The sequence below is a fragment of the Streptomyces sp. NPDC055966 genome, assembly GCF_042269865.1.
In the GTDB taxonomy this organism is placed as follows: Bacteria; Actinomycetota; Actinomycetes; order Streptomycetales; family Streptomycetaceae; genus Streptomyces.
On the sequence record NZ_JBHJYK010000019.1, the window covers coordinates 233,577 to 252,580 of the forward strand.

At 69.4% G+C, this 19,004-nt stretch carries 25 protein-coding genes and 2 pseudogenes; 21 read left to right on the forward strand and 6 right to left on the reverse strand.

From position 1 onward, the window contains the following. Nucleotides 1-5: 5 nt before the first annotated feature. Entirely contained in the window at nt 6-398 is a 393-nt protein-coding gene (locus tag ACFC8N_RS34770) for an AraC family transcriptional regulator (protein ID WP_356027972.1), read from the reverse strand. 316 nt (nt 399-714) lie between these two features. Beyond that, nucleotides 715-999 carry a hypothetical protein gene (locus ACFC8N_RS34775; RefSeq protein ID WP_376292729.1) on the reverse strand — a complete coding sequence of 95 codons (285 nt, stop codon included), beginning with the start codon at nt 997-999 and terminating at the stop codon, nt 715-717. A 487-nt stretch (nt 1,000-1,486) separates the two neighbouring features. Between ACFC8N_RS34775 and ACFC8N_RS34780 the strand changes: the two genes are divergently transcribed. The 13 genes from ACFC8N_RS34780 (at nt 1,487) to ACFC8N_RS34840 (ending at nt 11,067) form a co-directional block, all read left to right on the forward strand. Continuing rightward, entirely contained in the window at nt 1,487-2,071 is a 585-nt protein-coding gene (locus ACFC8N_RS34780; RefSeq protein WP_376292731.1) for a dihydrofolate reductase family protein, read from the forward strand. Continuing rightward, a complete protein-coding gene (locus ACFC8N_RS34785) occupies nt 2,068-2,481 on the forward strand; it encodes a VOC family protein (protein WP_376292732.1) in 414 nt (137 codons plus the stop codon). Before ACFC8N_RS34780 ends, ACFC8N_RS34785 begins: the two co-directional genes overlap by 4 nt. A gap of 146 nt (nt 2,482-2,627) precedes the next feature. Beyond that, nucleotides 2,628-3,290 (forward strand): dihydrofolate reductase family protein, encoded by a 663-nt coding sequence (locus ACFC8N_RS34790; RefSeq protein WP_376292735.1) that lies wholly within the window; start codon nt 2,628-2,630, stop codon nt 3,288-3,290. A 188-nt stretch (nt 3,291-3,478) separates the two neighbouring features. Continuing rightward, the gene (locus tag ACFC8N_RS34795) at nt 3,479-4,648 is read left to right on the forward strand and encodes a sensor histidine kinase (RefSeq protein ID WP_376292737.1); all 1,170 of its coding nucleotides are present in this window, start codon (nt 3,479-3,481) and stop codon (nt 4,646-4,648) included. Then, nucleotides 4,645-5,304, forward strand: a complete 660-nt coding sequence (locus ACFC8N_RS34800; RefSeq protein ID WP_356027984.1) for a response regulator transcription factor — start codon at nt 4,645-4,647, stop codon at nt 5,302-5,304. Before ACFC8N_RS34795 ends, ACFC8N_RS34800 begins: the two co-directional genes overlap by 4 nt. 112 nt (nt 5,305-5,416) lie before the next feature. Continuing rightward, nucleotides 5,417-6,055, forward strand: coding sequence for a GPP34 family phosphoprotein (locus ACFC8N_RS34805; protein WP_376292739.1), 639 nt, complete (start codon nt 5,417-5,419; stop codon nt 6,053-6,055). Nucleotides 6,056-6,075: 20 nt separating this feature from the next. Beyond that, nucleotides 6,076-7,644 (forward strand): carboxylesterase/lipase family protein, encoded by a 1,569-nt coding sequence (locus ACFC8N_RS34810; protein ID WP_376292742.1) that lies wholly within the window; start codon nt 6,076-6,078, stop codon nt 7,642-7,644. Between the two features lie 203 nt (nt 7,645-7,847). After that, the gene (locus ACFC8N_RS34815) at nt 7,848-8,309 is read left to right on the forward strand and encodes a ricin-type beta-trefoil lectin domain protein (RefSeq protein ID WP_376292743.1); all 462 of its coding nucleotides are present in this window, start codon (nt 7,848-7,850) and stop codon (nt 8,307-8,309) included. 109 nt (nt 8,310-8,418) lie between these two features. Then, nucleotides 8,419-8,793 (forward strand): hypothetical protein, encoded by a 375-nt coding sequence (locus tag ACFC8N_RS34820; RefSeq protein WP_376292745.1) that lies wholly within the window; start codon nt 8,419-8,421, stop codon nt 8,791-8,793. Between the two features lie 14 nt (nt 8,794-8,807). Beyond that, nucleotides 8,808-9,305 carry a transposase family protein gene (locus tag ACFC8N_RS34825; protein WP_376292747.1) on the forward strand — a complete coding sequence of 166 codons (498 nt, stop codon included), beginning with the start codon at nt 8,808-8,810 and terminating at the stop codon, nt 9,303-9,305. Then, nucleotides 9,302-9,802: a transposase gene (locus tag ACFC8N_RS34830; RefSeq protein ID WP_376292796.1), complete on the forward strand. Its 501-nt coding sequence runs from the start codon at nt 9,302-9,304 to the stop codon at nt 9,800-9,802. The genes ACFC8N_RS34825 and ACFC8N_RS34830 overlap by 4 nt, the downstream gene beginning before the upstream one ends. Beyond that, the gene (locus ACFC8N_RS34835) at nt 9,799-10,062 is read left to right on the forward strand and encodes a transposase (protein ID WP_356027999.1); all 264 of its coding nucleotides are present in this window, start codon (nt 9,799-9,801) and stop codon (nt 10,060-10,062) included. The genes ACFC8N_RS34830 and ACFC8N_RS34835 overlap by 4 nt, the downstream gene beginning before the upstream one ends. 264 nt (nt 10,063-10,326) lie before the next feature. Next, on the forward strand, nt 10,327-11,067 hold the full coding sequence (locus ACFC8N_RS34840; protein WP_356028002.1) for a VOC family protein: 741 nt from the start codon (nt 10,327-10,329) through the stop codon (nt 11,065-11,067). A 216-nt stretch (nt 11,068-11,283) separates the two neighbouring features. Here ACFC8N_RS34840 and ACFC8N_RS34845 read toward each other — a convergent pair whose 3' ends face one another. Both ACFC8N_RS34845 and ACFC8N_RS34850 read right to left on the reverse strand, forming a co-directional pair. Beyond that, nucleotides 11,284-11,718 (reverse strand): DUF2267 domain-containing protein, encoded by a 435-nt coding sequence (locus ACFC8N_RS34845; protein WP_376292749.1) that lies wholly within the window; start codon nt 11,716-11,718, stop codon nt 11,284-11,286. Between the two features lie 67 nt (nt 11,719-11,785). After that, nucleotides 11,786-11,920, reverse strand: a pseudogene (locus ACFC8N_RS34850) (DUF2267 domain-containing protein); the annotation flags it as partial. On the opposite strand from ACFC8N_RS34850, the gene ACFC8N_RS34855 reads away from it, so the two are divergent. Next, nucleotides 11,868-12,521: a hypothetical protein gene (locus ACFC8N_RS34855; protein WP_376292799.1), complete on the forward strand. Its 654-nt coding sequence runs from the start codon at nt 11,868-11,870 to the stop codon at nt 12,519-12,521. The pseudogene ACFC8N_RS34850 and the gene ACFC8N_RS34855 sit on opposite strands and share 53 nt — an antisense overlap. Before the next feature lie 264 nt (nt 12,522-12,785). Here ACFC8N_RS34855 and ACFC8N_RS34860 read toward each other — a convergent pair whose 3' ends face one another. Then, complete coding sequence (locus ACFC8N_RS34860; protein ID WP_376292751.1) at nt 12,786-13,697, reverse strand: helix-turn-helix domain-containing protein; 912 nt, start codon at nt 13,695-13,697, stop codon at nt 12,786-12,788. Between the two features lie 84 nt (nt 13,698-13,781). Between ACFC8N_RS34860 and ACFC8N_RS34865 the strand changes: the two genes are divergently transcribed. The 7 genes and pseudogenes from ACFC8N_RS34865 (at nt 13,782) to ACFC8N_RS34895 (ending at nt 18,458) form a co-directional block, all read left to right on the forward strand. Next, entirely contained in the window at nt 13,782-14,384 is a 603-nt protein-coding gene (locus ACFC8N_RS34865; protein WP_356028007.1) for a non-oxidative hydroxyarylic acid decarboxylases subunit B, read from the forward strand. A 28-nt stretch (nt 14,385-14,412) separates the two neighbouring features. After that, a complete protein-coding gene (gene vdcC / locus ACFC8N_RS34870; protein ID WP_376292754.1) occupies nt 14,413-15,840 on the forward strand; it encodes a non-oxidative vanillic acid decarboxylases subunit C in 1,428 nt (475 codons plus the stop codon). A 42-nt stretch (nt 15,841-15,882) separates the two neighbouring features. Further along, nucleotides 15,883-16,128 (forward strand): non-oxidative hydroxyarylic acid decarboxylases subunit D, encoded by a 246-nt coding sequence (locus ACFC8N_RS34875; protein WP_356028012.1) that lies wholly within the window; start codon nt 15,883-15,885, stop codon nt 16,126-16,128. A gap of 107 nt (nt 16,129-16,235) precedes the next feature. After that, nucleotides 16,236-16,664 (forward strand): hypothetical protein, encoded by a 429-nt coding sequence (locus tag ACFC8N_RS34880; RefSeq protein WP_376292757.1) that lies wholly within the window; start codon nt 16,236-16,238, stop codon nt 16,662-16,664. A gap of 51 nt (nt 16,665-16,715) precedes the next feature. Beyond that, nucleotides 16,716-16,826: pseudogene (locus tag ACFC8N_RS34885) on the forward strand (ABC transporter permease); the annotation flags it as partial. Nucleotides 16,827-17,071: 245 nt separating this feature from the next. Next, on the forward strand, nt 17,072-17,482 hold the full coding sequence (gene arr / locus ACFC8N_RS34890; RefSeq protein WP_376292760.1) for an NAD(+)--rifampin ADP-ribosyltransferase: 411 nt from the start codon (nt 17,072-17,074) through the stop codon (nt 17,480-17,482). Between the two features lie 154 nt (nt 17,483-17,636). Beyond that, entirely contained in the window at nt 17,637-18,458 is an 822-nt protein-coding gene (locus ACFC8N_RS34895) for a MerR family transcriptional regulator (protein ID WP_376292763.1), read from the forward strand. 98 nt (nt 18,459-18,556) lie between these two features. Here the strand turns inward: ACFC8N_RS34895 and ACFC8N_RS34900 are convergent, their stop codons facing one another. Continuing rightward, nucleotides 18,557-18,922, reverse strand: coding sequence for a transposase (locus tag ACFC8N_RS34900; protein WP_376292766.1), 366 nt, complete (start codon nt 18,920-18,922; stop codon nt 18,557-18,559). Between the last annotated feature and the right edge of the window lie 82 nt (nt 18,923-19,004).

Consider the following 19,004-nt stretch of genomic DNA (forward strand, 5'->3'; position numbering starts at 1 on the left):
GACGGTCAGGCGCGCGGCCGCAGCCACGCCATCGTGAAGCACGTCGGTACGTCCGTGGCCGCCACTTGTCTGCGGTACGCCCGCGGTGACAGGCCGACGACGGTGCGGAAGGTGCGGCTGAAGGTTCCCGGGCTGGTGAAGCCGACCGCGAAGCAGATGTCCGTCACGCTGCGGTCGGTCTCCCGCAGCAGGGACATCGCACGCTCCACCCTGCGACGCTGCAGGTAGCGGTGGGGCGTCTCGCCGAACGTGGCCCGGAAGGTGCGCGTGAAGTGCGCCTCGGACACATGGGCGATCCGGGCCAGGGCCGGTACGTCCAGTTGCTGCGCGTAGAGGCGGTCCATCACGTCCCGTGCCCGCAGCATGCGGCGATTGGTCGATTCCACGGTGCGACTCACGGCGCCATCACACCACGCCTCTCCGTCGTCCGTCATCGACGCCGGCCGGCACCCGCCGGTCCAGGTCCATCAAGGCCGCCGCGGAGGCACCGCCGGGGGAGTGGCCGAAGACACCGAACCGGCCGAGAGCCAAGAGCCCGCGCAGGCCGCGCGGGAGCGGCCGCCGTTCGGCGTCGGGGTTGTGCCGCCCCTGTCCAGGACGGCCACTTGGTCCAGCACACAGCGCAGGCCGGCGACGCGCACCGCGACGGCGTCCGCGCTCGGGGCGGAGCGGGTGAGCACCATTCGGCCGTCAGGGAACTCCACCTCGCCCGAGTCATAGGGATGGTCGACCGCGACCACGACGTAGCCCCAGGGACGCCAGTTCCTCGACGAGCAGCGTGTTGAACGTGCGATCCGACTGACAGCGCGGCGAGTGGAGCAACACCGGCCGGCGGACCGGCCGGACCGGCGCGCGGTCCGCGCTGTGGGTCTGCGGGAGCGCGTAATCGTCCACCGCGCCTCCGAAGCGGGCCTTCAGGGCCCGCTCGGCGCCCGTCGGCAGCCATGGCAACAGCGCGCGGTCACGCACGTCGGCGGCCGGACAGGTCACGGTCACCATCACCTCGCGCGTCCGCCCCGACCAAGGGTCGGACCGAGACGGGTCCACCAGATGCAGTTCTACCGCGCCCACCGGCAGGGGACCGGTCGGCCCTGCCAGCCGGATGGGGATGAGACCGGCTGCCAACGCAGGCGTGGACACCGACAGGGGAACGGCGGCTGAGGCGGCCACTGCGAGGCCACCGGCTCTCGCCGAGTCAGCCCAGCAGCGGTAGCGGGCAGTGAACGCACCCCACCTCGCCGCCCTGGTTCGTGCCGGAGCCCGCTTCGAGCGCGGCCACCCCGTCGAACGCTCCGAGGGCCACGCGGCCTGAACGACCGCAATTGATCCACGGGTCATGGCTCCTGCCCCTCAGCCCGGCATCAGGCCGGGCGCGTCGGGCCGATGAGTTTGCCGGTTGCCTGAAGTCTTCCTCGTGATAACCCGCCCCGTCGGCGGATCAGGAAACGCCGGATCCCGGTGTCATGGAGGAGAGAAGGAGGCCAGGATGAACAATCCGATTCGGCTGTACATGTCGATGTCGCTCGACGGCTATATCGCCGGCCCGGACGATCGGCCGGGGCAGGAGCTCGGACGCGACGGGGGACGGCTCTTCAACTGGCTCGACGACCGGGAGTCCGACGGTCCGAGCGGCCGGGTCTACCGCGAGGCGCGGGCGACCGGCGCGGTGATCTCTGGCCGTCGGACCTTCGAACTCGCCGGGCGCTGGCAGGGCGATCACCACGACGGCGTGCCGATCTTCGTCCTCACCCACCAGGTGGATGACGGGGACGTGCCACCCGACCACGCGCGTTTCGTCACCGATGTCGAGGACTGCGCCCGTCAGGCTCGCTCAGCCGCAGGGGACCGGCCGGTTATGGTCCATGGGGCGGGGGCGGCCCAAGCACTCCTCCGCGCCGGGCAGGTGGACGAGATGGAGATCCACCTGGTGCCGGTCCTCCTCGGGGACGGTCGACGGCTGTTCGACCACCTGGGTACCGATCACATCGAACTCGACCTCGTCCGACGGCTTGAGGATCGAGACGTTACGCATCTCCGCTACCGGGTGTATCGACCCGAGGAGGTCGCGTGAAGACGCTCTTCGTCTCCTACCGCGTCACCGACCTGGACCGCTCGCTCGGTTTCTACACCGCCTTGGGCTACGTCGAACTGGGCAGGATCGAGGGCGGCGACGGGGCCCGCCTCGTGATCCTCAAGTTCCCCGACGAACCGGTGGCCTCGCTCGAACTGGTCCACCGCCCCGGCGACGGACCGGTCGACGTGGGCAGCGGTTTCGACCACCTCGCGATCCAGGTGGAAACGCTGGCCACCACCCTGGAGACGCTGACCGAAGCCGGCCTGGAGCCGGAGCATGTCCAGTATCCGGGCGGTCCTCACGGCCCGAAGACGTCGTGGCTCACGGACCCGGATGGTTACCGGATCGAGTTGGTGGAGTGGCCGTCCGGACATCCCGACGGCATCACCGCAGCAGACTTCTCCTGAGGGGGGCACGGTGACCGGAGTGACGAAGCCTCCCTCGGCGCGGCCGCGGCACAACGCGGGGCAGCATTGCCGTCCCATCCACAGGTCTTGACGATTACTCGGTCCGTATCCACGACACGCCATCAACCGCACTTGAGGAGAGCACTATGACGGCTGTCTACACCTGGGACGTCTTTTCCACCCTCGACGGCTACGGCTCCTACGGCCCCGACGGCGACTGGGGCGGCTACTGGGGAAAACAGGGCCCTGAGTTCCTTGAGAACCGCCTTGCCGTGATCAGCAAAGAGCAGCGGATGGTTCTCGGGGCCAACACCTTTCGGCAGTTCGTGGAGCTGCTGGACCCGATCCCAGAGGCCGACCTCGACCCGGTGAACTCCCGGATGCGAAGCATGCCGACAACGGTGGTGTCGACGACGCTCACAGGACCCTTCGCGTGGCCGGACGTGACCGTCGTGGCTGGCGACGCCGTCGACGTCGTCGCCCGGCTCAAGGAGGAGTCCGAGGTGCCGTTGCGCTCGCACGGCAGCCTGTCGTTGAACCGGGCGCTGATGGCCGCAGGGCTCGTCGACCGCGTTCAGGTGACGATCTTCCCTGTGATCAGCGGTCAGACCGGGACCGACCCGATCTTCGAGGGCGCGGCCGACTTCGACCTTGAGCTGATCGAGAGCCGGATGTTCGACGGCCGCACCCAAGAGCTCATCTACCGGCCCACCCTGCACTGTTCAGCACAGCCGTGCACTGCACCAGGTCCAGCAGCCGAACCTGACCCGGAAACTCCCCCGCGAGCCGACATGCCGCACCTGACATGAACTTGAACACGCCCTGGGCCGCCGGTGCCCCGTCGCGGTGGCTGTCTGCCTGGACACGCACCTCGGAGCACTCGGCCGTGCTCCCGCTCGGGCAACGACGGGGTTCTTCTCCAGCGGCACAGCACGTAGGCCACGGCGCGCCCCCTCGCTGAAACGGCCCGGCCGGCGCTGCTGGATAGGCTCGGGGCGTGGAGCCGATCAGCATGCAGCCGAACCACGCGTTCGCCGGAGAAGCCCGGGGCGGGCTGTCGCCCCGGGCGGCCCGGGCGTTGTGGTGGGGATCGGGAGGTCTGGTGCTCGGCGTGCTGGGCACCTCGGTGCTCGTCGCCGGTGCGGAGCACGGCCGGCGCCTGCTGGTGACCGTGATCCTGGTCCTCGCGCAGGTATGTGCCCTGCGGTGGCAGACACGCGCGCCCATGGCCGTACTGGCCGTCAACGCGCTGACGGGGCTTGCGGTGTGGGCTCTGCTGCCCGCGGTGTCCTTGTCGGGGGCGCTGCTTGCCGCGCAGGTCACGTTGTGCGTGCTGTCGGCCACCAGGCCGCGGCGGGTGTCGGTGTGGGCGCTGGCGGTGATGTGCCTGCCGGCGCCGTTGGCGCTGGGGGCGGCCGGCGCCGCGGGGCCGTCGGTCTATCTGCTGGCGGTGGTTCTGGCGTGGACAGCGGGGCAGTGGCGCAGGGCACAGCAGGACCGGATGCGGGCGGAGGCGCGCCGGGCTGTGGTCGAGGAGCGGGCGCGGATCGCGCGCGAGGTGCACGACGTCGTGGCGCACACCCTCTCCGTTATGGTCATTCAGGCGGGCGCCGCCGACGACGTGTTCGTCCAGCGGCCCGAACAGGCGCGTGAGGCGCTGCGGGCCATCGAAACGGGTGCCCGCTCGGCACTGGGCGAACTGCGCTTGCTGCTGCGGGCCTTCCATTCCGACGAGGGGGCGGGCGCGGCTGGGGATGAGTTGGGGCAGCAGCCCTCGCTCGCGCGTCTGCAGGAGCTGGCCGACAGCGTGCGTACGACCGGGATCACCGTGCACGTGCACTGCGAGGGCGCAACCGACACCCTGCCGGCCACGGTGGACCTGGCGGCATACCGGATCGTCCAGGAGGCCCTCACCAACACCGTGCGCCATGCGGCCGGTGCCGACGAAGTGAGCGTGCGAGTGAAGGCCGAAGGGGAGTGCGTGAAGGTCACTGTGGTCGACAACGGCCGTACCCGGCAAGGCGGTCCGGCCACGGTGGGAGCGGGTCGCGGGCTGGTGGGGATGAAGGAGCGTGCCCGGCTCGTGGGCGGCAGCCTGCGTGCCGGGCCGTTGCCCGAAGGAGGCTTCGAGGTGACGGCGCAGTTGCCCGTGCGGGACGGGTCATGACGCTGCGCGTGGTGGTGGCCGACGACCAGGCGTTGGTCCGCACCGGGTTCCGCATGATCATCGATGCCCGGGACGACCTTGAGGTGGTCGGTGAGGCGTCCGACGGCCAGGAGGCGGTACGGCTGACCCGGGAGCTGGTACCCGACGTGGTGCTGATGGACGTACGCATGCCGGTCGTGGACGGCATCGAGGCGACCCGGCAGATCGCGCTGTACGGCAGCCCGGCCAAGGTGCTCGTGCTGACCACGTGGGACGTGGACGCGCACGTCGTCGCCGCTCTGCGGGCCGGAGCGAGCGGCTTCCTGCTCAAGGACATCCGACCCACCGAGCTCGTCGACGCGATCCGCCTCACCGCGCGCGGCGACGCGCTGCTGGCGCCCGCCGTGCTCAGCCGCGTCCTCGACCGGTTCCTGCGCACCATGCCCGACCCGGCACCGCCGCCCTCCCTGCAGGACCTCTCCGGTCGCGAACGGGAGGTGCTCACCCTGATCGGCCAGGCCCTGTCCAACGCCGAGATCGCCGAACGGCTGCACTTGTCGGAGGCCACGGTCAAGAACCACGTCACCGCGGTGCTGCGCAAACTGGGCCTGCGCGACCGCGTCCAGGCCGTCGTCGCCGCCTACGACCACGGCCTCGTGCAGCCGCGCCGCCCCTGACACCTGTCTCCTCCTCAAGGAGGAGACAGGGCCACGATCCTCCTGTGTTCCCAGTGCCGGACCGCTCCCACGGACGATCCACGGGCTGGGCGGCCGGCCGTAGCGTCGACGTGTGATCGACGACCTGCCTTGCCTCATGTATCTGCTCGCCTACGACGACGCGGCCGAAGGCCCCTACGACCGCCCCCGGACCCAGTTGCTGCTCCGGGCCGCCGCCCTCGTCGACCTCGCCCTGCGCGGCCGGCTGCGGGAGGACGACGGCACGGTCACCGTCTTCGGCACCCGACCGACCGGCGCCCCCGCCCTGGACGGCGTGCTGCACGACGCGGCCGGCGGCCACGGCTGGAAGCACCTCACGCGCACCCACCGCAAGCGGACCCTGACGGAGGTGGAGGACCACCTCACGGCGGCCGGAGTCCTCACCGTGAAGGAACCCCGCACCCCCTTCGGCACCCGGCGGCTGACCCTGACCGACCGCGCCGTGCCCGCCGCCCTGCACGCCCGCATGTCCGTGGCGCTGCGCGGGGACGAGCCCGTGCAGAGCCTCCCCGCCGCCGACACCGCGCTGCTGGCGCTGGCCGCGGCGGCCGGCGTCCACTCGGTCGTCTCCCGGCAGGACCGCAAGACCTACCGGGCCCGAATCGATGCCTGCACGACAGCTCTCGCCGCCCTGGCGCCTGGCCTGGAGAAAGCGGTACGCGACCTGCCGACGACCATGATCGCCGCCCAGGGCGGCATGGGCGGCAGCTGACCGAACGAAACGGGGAGACGATGACCATGCGCCGCGTCCTGACCGCCCTATGCTGTGGCCTGACCGCCGTCCTCGCGACGGCCTGGTCCGCACAACCGCCGACGCAGTCCGGCCGGCCCGATGCCGCCGCCACGACGGTCCGCACCCACGACGGCCTCGTGCGGGGCGCCGCTCACGACGGCTACCGCACCTTCGAGGGCATCCCCTACGCCGCACCCCCGATCGGCAGGCTCCGCTGGGCAGCGCCTCACCATGCCGCCCCCTGGTACGGGGTCCGGGACGCGACCCGTCCCTCGAACGCCTGCCCGCAGCCGGCCGGTGAGGTGCCCGGCGGCAGCACGGACGAGGACTGCCTCCGCCTGAACGTCACCACGCCCGACGGCGCGCGACCGGCACACCCCCGTCCGGTGATCGTGTGGCTGCACGGCGGCGGCTTCACCACCGGAGCGGGCGCCTCCTACGACGCCCACCGCATGGCCACCCGTGGCGGTGTCGTGGTCGTCACCGTCAACTACCGCCTCGGAGCACTCGGTTTCCTCGCCCACAGCGCACTGCCCGGCTCCGGCACCTTCGGCCTGGCCGACCAGCAGGCGGCGCTGCGCTGGGTCCGCGCCGAGATCGGCGCCTTCGGAGGCGACGCGCACAACGTCACACTGGCCGGCGAGTCGGCCGGCGGCTACAGCGTCTGCGCCCAACTCGCCTCACCCGCCGCCGCGGGCCTCTTCGACCGGGCGATCATCGAGAGTGGTCCGTGCACCGGCCGCGCCGGCCGACCCTTCGCCCCGTCCTCCGTCCCGCTGTCCACGGCGCGTACCGCGGGCGCGGACCTCACGGCGAAGGTCGGCTGCAACACTGTCCACGACGTCATGCACTGCCTGCGGCGCGTGTCCGTCGCCCGCCTGCTCAAAGCCCAGACCACCGACCAGCAGCCCGCATACGCCACGTCTCTGCTGCCCCGTGACCCCGCGGCGGCCATCGCCGCCGGTCGCTTTCACCACGTGCCCGTACTCCTCGGCAACAACCACGACGAGGGCAACAGCTGGGCCGCCGGGATCATCCGAGCCGGTCACCCCGTCACCCCGGACACCTGGCCCGATGTCGCAGCCGCCTTCTTCCCCGCCGCGGGGGAAGCGAAGGCGATCGTCCGCGCATACCCGGTGCACCCCACCGACGGCGGCCCGGTCTTCGGCGCGGTCATCGGCGACTCCGACTTCGCCTGTCCCACCGCGCGCACGGACTCCCTCCTCGCCACCCAGGTGCCCGTCTGGCGCTACGAGTTCGCCGACCAGCATGCCCCGCCGCTCACTCCCGGCACGCCACCGTTCCCGCTCGGCGCACCACACGCGAGCGAACTGCCGTACCTGTTCGACCTCGGCGGCCGCCCCCGCAGCCTGACCGCGGCGCAGCACCGCCTGGCCAACACCATGATCGACTGCTGGACCCGCTTCGCCCGAACCGCCGACCCCAACGGCCCGTTCTCACCGCGCTGGTCCCGCCAGACGACACTGTCCCTGGCACCCGACCACATCGTCCCCGCACGCACCACCCAGACCCGCCACCACTGCACGTTCTGGAACGCCCTCGGGTGACCACCGGGACAACCACTGACGAGGACCTCACCCAACCGCACAACTGGCCCGCGACCCACCACAAACCCGCCCTCACCGGCCACCACACCGGCCACCCCGCCCAGACCCGTTCGCCGACTCACCAGCGATGACTGTGCCTGGCGAGCGCCCACCGGGTCCGAACAGGGCTACGTGCCGACCTTAAGGAAATGAGGCAGCGCGACATGCGCAAACTCAGCCGCATCACCAGCACCGCCGCAACGCTCATGGTGGCTACGGGCCTGACCCTTGCCATCGGAGCCGGAACCGCGCAGGCCGACAGCTACACCCAGTACGTGAATGGCTATACAGGTCTGTGCCTGGACGACAGCAACTCGTACAACTGGCGCGCTTTCCCGTGCAATTACGACTCGTGGGAGGCTGGCTACCAGAAGATCTACCACCACGAATTCAACGACGGCACGGAGCGCCTGATGGGCCAAGCCACCGGCCTGTGCCTGCGTGACTTCGGGGGCGGACGGGTCGGCCACGCCGGATGCGACACCTCGCAGGCGGAGAGCTGGTACCACACCTACGACAATGGACTAAGGCTCAAGAACCAGGCCACGGGTTGGTGTCTGGACGACAGTCCTGAGGCGCACCTGCGCACTTTCCCGTGCAATGGCTTGTCCTACCAGGCGTGGTAGCCGCACGCGGCTGAGGCCGACGCGCGGTTGAAGGAGGACCGGCCCGGCATTCGCCGAGTACCGGTGGTGACGGCCGGCAAGGGTCGGCCGCGAACGGAGGGACACCACTATGCGCAGGATCACGCGCGGCGCCGCCGCGCTCGCGCTCGCCACGGCCGCGATAGCGACAGCCGGCACCGGCTCCGCACACGCGAGCGACAGGACCGTCTACGGCTGTCCGGGCGGGGCGGTGTGCATCTACCCCGAAGGGGCAGACATCCACACGAGCTCGCCGGCGCACATCTTCTACAGCTATGGCGCCCACAATCTGAGCAACCAGTTCGGCAACCACTACGTGCTCAACAACCAGTACGGCAGCGCAAACGCCACCGCCCAGTTGTGCAACGGCTACAACGGCGTGGACTGCGTGGTCACTGTCGGGCTGAACGAGTTCGGAGTCTTCAACCTGACGCCGATCAACTCGATCGTCCTGAACCAGCCGTAGCCGGCCGTTGGCTGGTGTTCGACGGGATCGACGATCTGACCGTCGAGGCGGTGACGGCCGTTTTCGGCACGGTCGATGTGGTGGCAAGAGGCCGGGCGGCTGCGGCCCGCTGCCCGGACTGCAATGGCTTCTCGAACCGGGTGCACGACTCCTGCCTGCGCAGACTCAGAGATCTCCCGATCGGTGAGTTCCGGGTCGTGATCCTTTTGACTGTCCGGCGGTTCGTCCGTGGCTCGGCGGACTGCCCGCGCCGGACGTTCGCCGAGCCGTTCGCGCAGTTCACGACCCCGTGCGCACGCTCCACCAGCCGTCTCAAGCGCGCCCTGGAACGCATCGGGCCGGCACTGGCCGGACGAGCCGGCTCCCGGCTGGCTGTCCAACTCAGTTTCGACGCTGGGAGGATGACCTTGCTGCGCCGGGTCATGGCGTTTCCGGATCGCTGTCCAGCACGCCGCCCGTGCTGGGTGTGGACGATTTCGCCACCCGGCGCGGACAGTCGTACGCCACTGTGATCACGGACGGCGAACGCCACCACCCGATCGACGTCCTGCTCGGACGTGAAGCGGGACCGCTCGCGGCCTGGCTCACCGCGCATCCCGGCGTGGAGATCGTCTGCCGGGACCGGGCAGGCGCCTACGCGGAAGGGGTCCGGCGCGGTGCCCCTGACGCTCTCCAGGCCGCCGACCGGTTCCATCTGTGGCGGGGACTCGGCCGGGCCGTGGAGACTTGCGTGGGAACGGCGGTTAGCCGAAGGCTGCACGAGCGTCATCCAGCTGCACCGTGTACTGCTGGCCGAGAACGCCCCCGTCACCTATCAGATGGTCCGTGCCCACATGGCCGGCCTGCGTGCCTCTCCGACTCAGGCACCGCCGCCACCACCGACAGTGCGGCAGGTGACGGGCTGGCTCACCCGCCGTCCCATGGCCCTGGGCGAAGAGGATCGTGCCGGCCTCAAGGAGGTTCTGGCCCGCTGCCCCGAACTGGACACCGCCGCCGGACACATCCGTGAATTCGGCGAGATCCTCACCGACCGCCGCGGCGCCATGCTCCCCCACCTGGATCGACGCTGTTGACGCCAGCCAACTCCCCGGCCTCACCGGCTCCGCACTCCACTTGCTTCGAGACATCGACGCCGTCACCGCCGGACTCACCCTCACATGGAGCTCCGGCGGCATCGAGGGCGCCGTGAACCGCATCAAGAAGATCAAGAGGCAGCTCTATGGGCGTGCCGGATTCGAAGTGCTCCGCAAGATGATCCTGCTTCAGTGAGGCTCCGCGGCCGCTCCCCAAGATCTGTGCCAGAACCCGGAATTCACCGACATCGAGGCGCTGGACTTCGACCTGTAGACCCCAGGAGGATGAGGACCAGGAAGCGCAGCGGTGACTCAGCACTTCACCTGGCGAGTGAGCAGTTCACTTGGCGGGGCTGAGCCCTCCAGTCGGCGAGCTGAGCATTGCGGCTGCTGAGCGAGTCGATCTCTGTTTGACGACGGTGAGGATGTCGTTGCAGAGCGGGCGCATAGGATCGCCGGCATGGCACTGCGACCCGTCATGGTGAACATAAAGGCTCTTGATCACTCGGCAGTCGGCCGGTTCTGGGCGGAGGCGCTCGGCTGGAGTGCCTACAGCCCCGGCGTGACCACCTACGTCGGACCCGCCGGCGGCCTCGTCTGGCCGGACCCCGTCTTCGTCGGCATCGACGTCGTCCCCGTCCCGGAACCCAGGACATCGGCAAAGAACCGCGTACACCTCGATCTCGCCACCGCCTCTGCGGCCCATCAGGCGGAGTTGGTCGCGCGTCTGAAGTCTCTCGGTGCGACGCCCGCCGACGTGGGCCAGGGTGTGGTGCCGTGGACGGTTCTCGCCGACCCCGAGGGCAACGAGTTCTGTGTGCTGGAGCCTCGGGAGATCTACCGGGACACCGGGCCGATCGCCGCGGTTGTGGTCGACTGCGCGGATCCGCGGGCCATGGCCCGGTTCTGGGACGAGGCGACGGACTGGACCCTGCACGAGGTGAGCGACGATCAGGCGGTGTTGCGCTCCGCCAAGGGCGTCGGCCCGTATCTCGAATTCCTGCGCACGCCCGACGTGAAGACCGTTCCGGACCGCGTCCATCTCGACCTGCTGCCGTACCCCGGTGACGACAAAGCAGCGGAGGTGGCCCGGCTGCGGGCCCTCGGCGCCACTGACCTCGACCTCGGCCAGGGCGACGTCCCTTGGACGTGCCTGGCCGACCCGGAGGGCCACGAGTTCTGCGTCCTCGCCCCGTCCTGACGCGGAGCCTTAGCGACTCCCCGACGCGTGAGCCTTGTGTGCTCATGAGCCCTGACCCGGGGTGGGTTGGGCTGCCGCGTATCGGTCGATTCGGGCGGCGAGAGCTGTGCCTGTTTGCGATCCTCGGAGCGCGTATGAGCGGTGCCTCCAGCGTCGGTGTCGGACCACGTGGCTGCCTTGTCCGCGTCAGGATGGTGCCGGAAAGGCGCGGCCCGGCTATGCGGCTTGGGTGAGTTCGGCATGGCCGAACAGCAGCGCGTAGCCGGAGGGGAGCTGTTGCAGGATGCGGGTGATGAGGTCGGGTCCGGCGTAGGCGGCGACGGCGGAGAAGACGGATCCGGTGTCCCAGCGGGTGGTGGCCAGGGAGGCGCCGGTGCGGGCGGCGAGGTCCTTGACGAAGGCCCAGCCGCCCAGCGGTTGGGTGTCGGGGATCTGGGCGGTGAGGATGCGTGCGGCTTCGAAGGGGAGGCGGGCGGCCAGTTCGACGCGTTCGTCGCCGGTCAGCTGGCGTCCCAGACCCGAAAGGACGAGGCGGACGGCTTCCTCGGCCTTGTCGCGGGTGGGGTAGGCGCCTTCGTAGCGGACCTTTTCCAGCATGTGCTCGTACGCCCTCCCGTAGGAGTGCTGGCGCGGTGCGCTGTGGTCGGACATGACTGCGGTGGTTGCCTTTCTGTCACCAGGTCGTGGTGGCCGGTGTGCGGTCACCGGGGGTGGGTGGTCAGGTGGGCTGGGGGCGGCCGAAGAGGAGGTCGTAGCCCGCGGGGAGCTGGAGCAGGATCTGTTTGAGGAGGTCGTCGCCGGTGGCGTCGGTGACTGTGGACAGGACGGCGCTGACATCCCAGGCCGAGGCCCGCGACCCGCAGCTCCGCCGATGCTGGGTGGTCCTGGCCGACGGCGCCACCCACCAGCTGGGGCTGATCCGGGCCTGGACTGCCCGCCGCAGGATCGAGATCCATATCGTCCTCGACATCGTGCACGTGCTCGAAGAGAAGGTATGGGCGGCCGCGCGGTGTTTCCACACCGCCACCGATCCCGACGCCGAGGACTGGTTGGGCACCGAAGCCACCCGGATCCTGGCCGGTGACGCCCCATCAGCCGTCGCAGCCATCCGCACCGAGGCCGACCGCACGGGCCTGTCCCCAGATCAGCGGGCCGCAGCGGACAAAGCCTGCCGCAACCTGGAGAACAATGCCGCCTTCGTCCACTACGGCCAGGCCCTCGACGCCGGCTGGCCGATCGCCAGCGGCATCGTCGAAGGAGCAGCCCGCCACTTGACGGACCGCCTCGACATCACCGGCAGCCGATGGAGCGTCTGCGGAGCCGAAGCCGTCCTCACCCTCCGCGCCGTCATCAGCAACGGCGACTTCCCGGCCTACTGGACCTACCACACCCAGAGAGAACGCGAACGCCGCTATCACCCACCCGACGAGCACAACGGCGAACTCCAGCCCTGACCAACGATCTCACCGCAGAAGAGCCGCACCCATCCGCAATCCGCCGCACAGCGGCGCCATGAATACCTTTTCAAGATCTCGATGGTCTGCAGACGTGACGGAACGGTGCGCTTCATCGGAGTGTGACCGCTGGGCGGTCAAGATCGACACGGCAAGCCCTGGCCCGGCATCCCGAGCCGGGTGCTGAAGCCCCCGGCCGGGGGCAGGCCGTGCGCCAACCTGTCCTGCGGTAGTTCTGGGCGATGACGGTGGAGCGAGGAGCGTTCAGGTGGGCGTGTGGTGCCCGTTCTGATGACGTGGCGATGGGTTCTCGCGGAAAGCGCCCGGCGTCACGCCCGTCCGCAGCCGGAAGAACTTCGTGAAGTCGCTGGCGTCGGTGAACCCGAGCCGGTCCGCGACCTCCTTGGCAGCGAGTCCGCTGTGCCACAGCAGCCGCTTCGCCTCGAGCAGCACCCGGTCGTCGATGTACTGCTTGGCCGTACGTCCCGTCGCGGCGAGCGTCGCACGGGTCAGCGTGCGCGGGCTGTAGCCGAGCGCCGCTGCGTAGTCCTCCACGCGTCGGGTCACCGCATGGTCCCGCTCCACGGCCGAGTGGAAACGGCGGAAAGTCTCTGACGCGGAGGTCGGCCGGGGCGCCGGGCCGCGCGCCTGTGCGAACCGCACCACGAGGACGGACAGCAGCGCGCGCAACACCTCGGTGTGTGCCTGAAGGGGAAGCGAGGCCATCGCACGGTACTCGTACGAGAGATGGTCGAGCGCCCGCCGCAGGCCCTCCGCCGCCGCGCTGTCCGGCGTCGTCGGACGCTGCTCGTAGGGCGGGTCCATGTGCGCCGCCGACACCGTGGCCGACGGCAGGAAGCCAGGCTGGAACAGCACCACCACCCCGTCCGCCGCCACCAGGTCGGGGCCGAACCGCTGCACCTGCCCCGGTCGGATCCACAGCCACGACCCGGGCCGCAGCTCGTGCTCGACGAAGTCCACCCACATCCGCAGCGGCCGCGAGCGGGCGCCGATCAGCTGGTGGAAGGCGGGTCGCAGCGGCACGTACGGGTCGTTGCCATGGCGGCGCGAGCGCTCGTACAGATCGGAGAGCTCCATCACCTCGACCCCGGCCGCGGCGCCCACGGTCGGGGTGTAGGCCAGCTCCTTGACCTCAGACTGTCCGTTTTTCCCCATCGTGAGTCCCGAGGGTACCGCCGCACGCCCAGAACCGCCTCCTAGCGTGGAAACACAGGTCAGCGAGGTGTGAGGAGTGGTCTTGTGCGGTTGGTCGTGGGAATGACCGGGGCGACGGGAGCCCCGTTGGGTGTCCGGCTCCTGGAGCACTTGCGGGAGCTGCCGGACGTGGAGACGCATCTGGTGCTGTCTCGGTGGGCGCGCACCACCATCGAGCTGGAGACGGGCCTGTCCGTGGCCGACGTGTCCGCGCTCGCCGATGTCACACACCATCCCGAGGACCAGGGCGCCACCATCTCCTCCGGTTCGTTCCGCACCGACGGCATGGTGATCGTGCCGTGCTCCATGAAGACCCTCGCCGGGATCAGGACCGGCTATGCCGAGGGGCTCGTGGCCCGCGCCGCCGACGTCGTCCTGAAGGAGCGCCGCAAGCTCGTCCTCGTCCCGCGCGAGACACCGCTGAGCGAGATCCACCTCCGGAACATGCTCGAACTTGCCCGCATGGGGGTGCACGTGGTGCCGCCCATGCCCGCCTTCTACAACAACCCGCGGACCGTCGACGACATCGTCGACCACATCACGGCCCGCATCCTCGACCAGTTCGACCTGCCCGCGCCGGCCGCCAAGCGCTGGGCCGGGATGCGCGCGGCGCGCACGGCCTCCCGATCGTCGGCTGACGCCGCCTGAAATTTCTTAACCCACAAAGGAGTTCCCTATGGCCTACGACGATCTGCGCAGTTTCCTGGACACGTTGGAGAAGGAGGAGCAGCTGCTGCGCATCACCGACGAGGTGCTGCCCGAGCCGGATCTCGCGGCCGCCGCCAACGCGACGGGCCGCATCGGCGAGAACGCCCCCGCCCTCTACTTCGACAACGTCAAGGGCTTCACCGACGCCCGCATCGCCCTCAACGTCCACGGTTCCTGGGCCAACCACGCGCTCGCCCTCGGACTGCCGCGGAACACCCCGGTCAAGGAGCAGGTCGAGGAGTTCGCCCGCCGTTGGGACGCCTTCCCCGTCGCGCCCGAGCGCCGCGAGGACGCGCCCTGGCGTGAGAACACCCGGGAGGGTGAGGACGTCGACCTGTTCTCTGTGCTGCCGCTGTTCCGCCTCAACGACGGAGACGGTGGCTTCTATCTCGACAAGGCCGCCGTCGTCTCCCGCGACCCCGAGGACCCGGACGACTTCGGGAAGCAGAACGTCGGCACCTACCGGATCCAGGTCATCGGCCGGGACCGGCTCGCCTTCCAGCCCGTCCCGATGCACGACGTCGCCCAGCACCTCCGCAAGGCCGAGGAGAGGGGCGAGGACCTGCCCATCGCCATCACCCTCGGCAACGACCCGGTGATGGCGATCGTGGCCGGGATGCCGATGGCGTACGACCAGAGCGAGTACGAAATGGCCGGCGCCCTGCGCGGCGCGCCCGCACCGATCGCCACCGCGCCGCTCACCGGCTTCGACGTGCCCTGGGGGAGCGAGGTCGTCATCGAGGGCGTCATCGAGTCCCGCAAGCGTCAGATCGAGGGCCCCTTCGGCGAGTTCACGGGCCACTACTCGGGCGGCCGCCGCATGCCCGTCATCCGCGTGGACCGCGTCTCGTACCGCACGAACCCGGTCTTCGAGTCCCTCTACCTCGGCATGCCGTGGACCGAGTGCGACTACCTCGTCGGCCCCAACACGTGCGTGCCGCTGCTCAAGCAGCTGCGCGTCGAGTTCCCCGAGGTGCAGGCCGTCAACGCCATGTACACGCACGGCCTGATGGTCATCATCTCCACGGCCAAGCGGTACGGCGGCTTCGCCAAGGCCGTCGGCATGCGCGCCATGACGACGCCGCACGGACTCGGCTATGTGGCCCAGGTGATCCTCGTCGACGAGGACGTCGACCCGTTCAACCTGCCGCAGGTCATGTGGGCCATGTCCGCCAAGGTCAACCCGAAGGACGACGTCGTCGTCATCCCCAACCTGTCCGTCCTGGAACTCGCGCCCGCCGCGCAGCCCGTCGGCATCACCAGCAAGATGATCATCGATGCGACGACGCCGGTCGCCCCGGACGTCCGCGGCAACTTCTCCACCCCGGCCAAGGACCTGCCCGAGACCGCCGAATGGACGATCCGCCTGCAGCACCTCATCGCCGACCGCCACTGACGCCTGTCACTCCTCCCCTCCCCCCCTGAAAGGACAACTCCCGTGAACGACGAGCACCTTGAGTGCCCCCGTTGCGCTTTCGGCACGATCACCCAGCTCGCCGCGTCCCCCGTCCCCGGTGTGTGGGACGTGCTGCAGTGCGCGCGCTGCCTCTATACCTGGCGCACCATCGAACCCGCCCGCCGCACCCGCCGCGACACCTACCCCGAGGCGTTCAAGCTGACGGAGGCCGACATCGAGAACGCGATCGAGGTGCCCGCCGTCCCCCCTCTCATTGGCCGCAGTTGATGACGTGGCCGACACACAACGAGGTCATCCGGTTTGGGTGCGGCTCTTCTGCAGTGAGCTGGTGATGCTGTGCGCCGTTGCCGCTTGTGGTCGGACGGCGGAACGCCGTGTCCCAGGACGTGGTCTTGGAGGCGGCGATGGTGTCGTGGCTGGAGGAACTCGATCGGCGGGCGACTGCCGCAAGGGAGGAGATCGCCGAACTGCGGGGACAGATCGAGGAGTTGACCAGGCGTGTCGGTCAGCGGGAGGACGTGTTGTCCCGGCTGCAGATCACGCGGGAGACGATGACCGGGATCCTGTCCGGCAACGAGACGGTCTCGGTTGCCGGGGCGGTAGCGGACGCGGGCGAGGCGGAGATGGAGGAGCTCCGGTTGCCGTCGGGATCGCCGGTCGGTGTGCGTCTGGTGCCGCACTGGACGCCCGAGCCGGCCGTGGGGGTGCTGCCGGATTCGTACCGGGACATCATCGAGGTCCTCCAGGACGCGGTGCATCCGATGCGGGCGCATCGATCTGGCAGGTGGCGAACCCGCTGCTGAACGCCGCGGTGTGTGCTACTTCATCTTCGGCATGCTGACGGGCACAAGGCCCGCCAGCTTCCCCACCACGTGTGGGCGTACGCGGTCGGCTGGGCGCTGCTCTTCGGCGTCGGCGGGTGCATCTACTTCTGGAAGGCAGAGGAGCGGTACGGCCGTGGCTGAGCAGATCACCGAATTGGTTCCCGCTGCGAGACGCTACGGGCCCGTGGCCTGCTCGGCACGAGCCCGGCCCCCGTCGGCACCACGGCGGACCCTCGGTACCCGCGGCCGTGCCTCCCTGTGACGCGGCGGGTGCTCGCACACAGCGGGGCCTTCGGCAACGGCGGAGTGGATCCAGCGCTCCCGTCCGGGGCTCTTCACTCGGCAGACAGCTGGGGGCGGGCAAGCAGGTGCCGTAACCTGTGGTGATGAACCAGGTGTTGGACGAGGGACCGTTCTTTCACGGCACGAAGGCCGAGCTGCGGGTCGGAGATCATCTCACAGCCGGATTCCGTTCCAACTACCGGCCCGAAATCGTGATGAACCACATCTACTTCACCGCGTTGCGCGACGGCGCGGGACTCGCCGCCGAACTTGCCGCCGGTGACGGAGCCCCGCGGGTGTATGTCGTCGAACCGACCGGAGAGTTCGAGAACGATCCAAACGTCACCGACAAGAAGTTCCCTGGAAATCCCACTCGCTCCTATCGCAGCAGAGAACCGCTCCGGATCGTCGGGGAGGCCACCGACTGGACGCGACAGACACCCGAAGCTCTCCAGATGTGGCGAGACCGGCTGGCCGCAATCCGTCTGGATGGCCGCGCCGAAATCATCAACTAAGAGGACGTCTCACGTGGCGATGTCTCGTCACGGACTGCTCGCTTGTGGGCACACTCGTGCAACTGCGCCGATGGAGCCCCGAGTTTTCGCTGCCCCGGCCGTCAAGTAGCTTCTTGACTCTCACACCGTGTCAGGCGGTCAGCTCGGAGACATCATGTTCACCATCGGAGACTTCGCCCGGCATGGCCGCGTCTCGGTCCGGATGCTGCGTCACTACGACGCGACCGGACTGCTGCGCCCGGCTCACGTCGACCCCGCCAGCGGCTATCGCTACTACACCGCTACCCAGCTCGCCCGCCTCAACCGGATCATTGCGCTCAAGGACCTCGGATTCACTCTCCAGCAGGTCCAGGACATCGTGGACGAGAAGGTCGGCCTCAAGGAACTGCGCGGCATGCTGCGGCTGCGGCGGGCCGAACTGGAGACCGCAATGGCTGCCGCAGGAGCACGGCTGATCCAGGTCGAGGCGAGGCTCCGAGCGATCGAGAATGAGGGGCACATGCCCACGAACGACGTCGTCATCAAGAGCGTCCCTTCCGTCCGGGTGGCGCAGCTGACCGCAACGGCCGCGAGCTTCGAGCCCGAGGACATCGGCCCGGTCATCGGGCCGCTCTACGACGAGCTGTTCCGGTGCCTGGGCTCAGCGGGTATCACTCCCACGGGCCCCGGCATCGCGTACTACGAGGACGCCCCGGAGGGCGGAGGCAGGATCAGCGTCCACGCCGCCGTCCAGGTCTCCGTCCCTCTCCAGGACGGTACCTTCCGGATCCTCGACCTGCCGTCCCTCGACCAGGCAGCGACCATCGTGCACCACGGTTCGATGGACGCCGTGCTCCCCACCGCCCAGGCCCTGGCCCGCTGGATCGACGCCAACGACTATCAGTCGACCGGATACCCCCGCGAGATCAACCTGGAGTGCCCGGAAAATCGTGACGACTGGGTGACGGAACTGCAGGCACCGGTGACCCGGGCCTGATCAATCGCGCCCAGCCTGGCCGGATTACGTTCGGGCAGCGGGAGACCGCTATGGCCTCCCGCTGCCCGACTTCAGTCTTGAGAGCTTCTTGTAGCAGGTCAGGGCGGAAGCGAGGCCGAGAAGGGCGAGGAAGTGTGAGCCGGTTCGCTCGTATCGGACGGTGAGGCGGCGGTAGCCGAACAACCAGGCGATCGGCTTCGGCCCGGTGAGGGTGCCCCCCTTTTCGTCCGGGCCGAGGCGGCGTCAATGATCGCCGAGGTCAAGTCGACTTCGTCCTTGGCGCCGAGTTCGTCCAGCACCGCCCGGTGAAGCCGGCGCCACAGGTCCGCCTCGGTCCACGCAGTGAACCGGCGATGCACCGTCGCGAGAGACGTACCGAACGTCGGCGGCAGATGCCGCCAGGCACAACCGCTGGTCAGCACGTACACCACGGCAGTGAACACGGCCCGCTCGGAAGATTTCAAGTCCAGTGAGACGGTCGTGACGCTATGAGGTTTGTGGTGCGGGTTCCCTGCGCTTGGCCGGGTCGTTGATCCATGCCTGCTG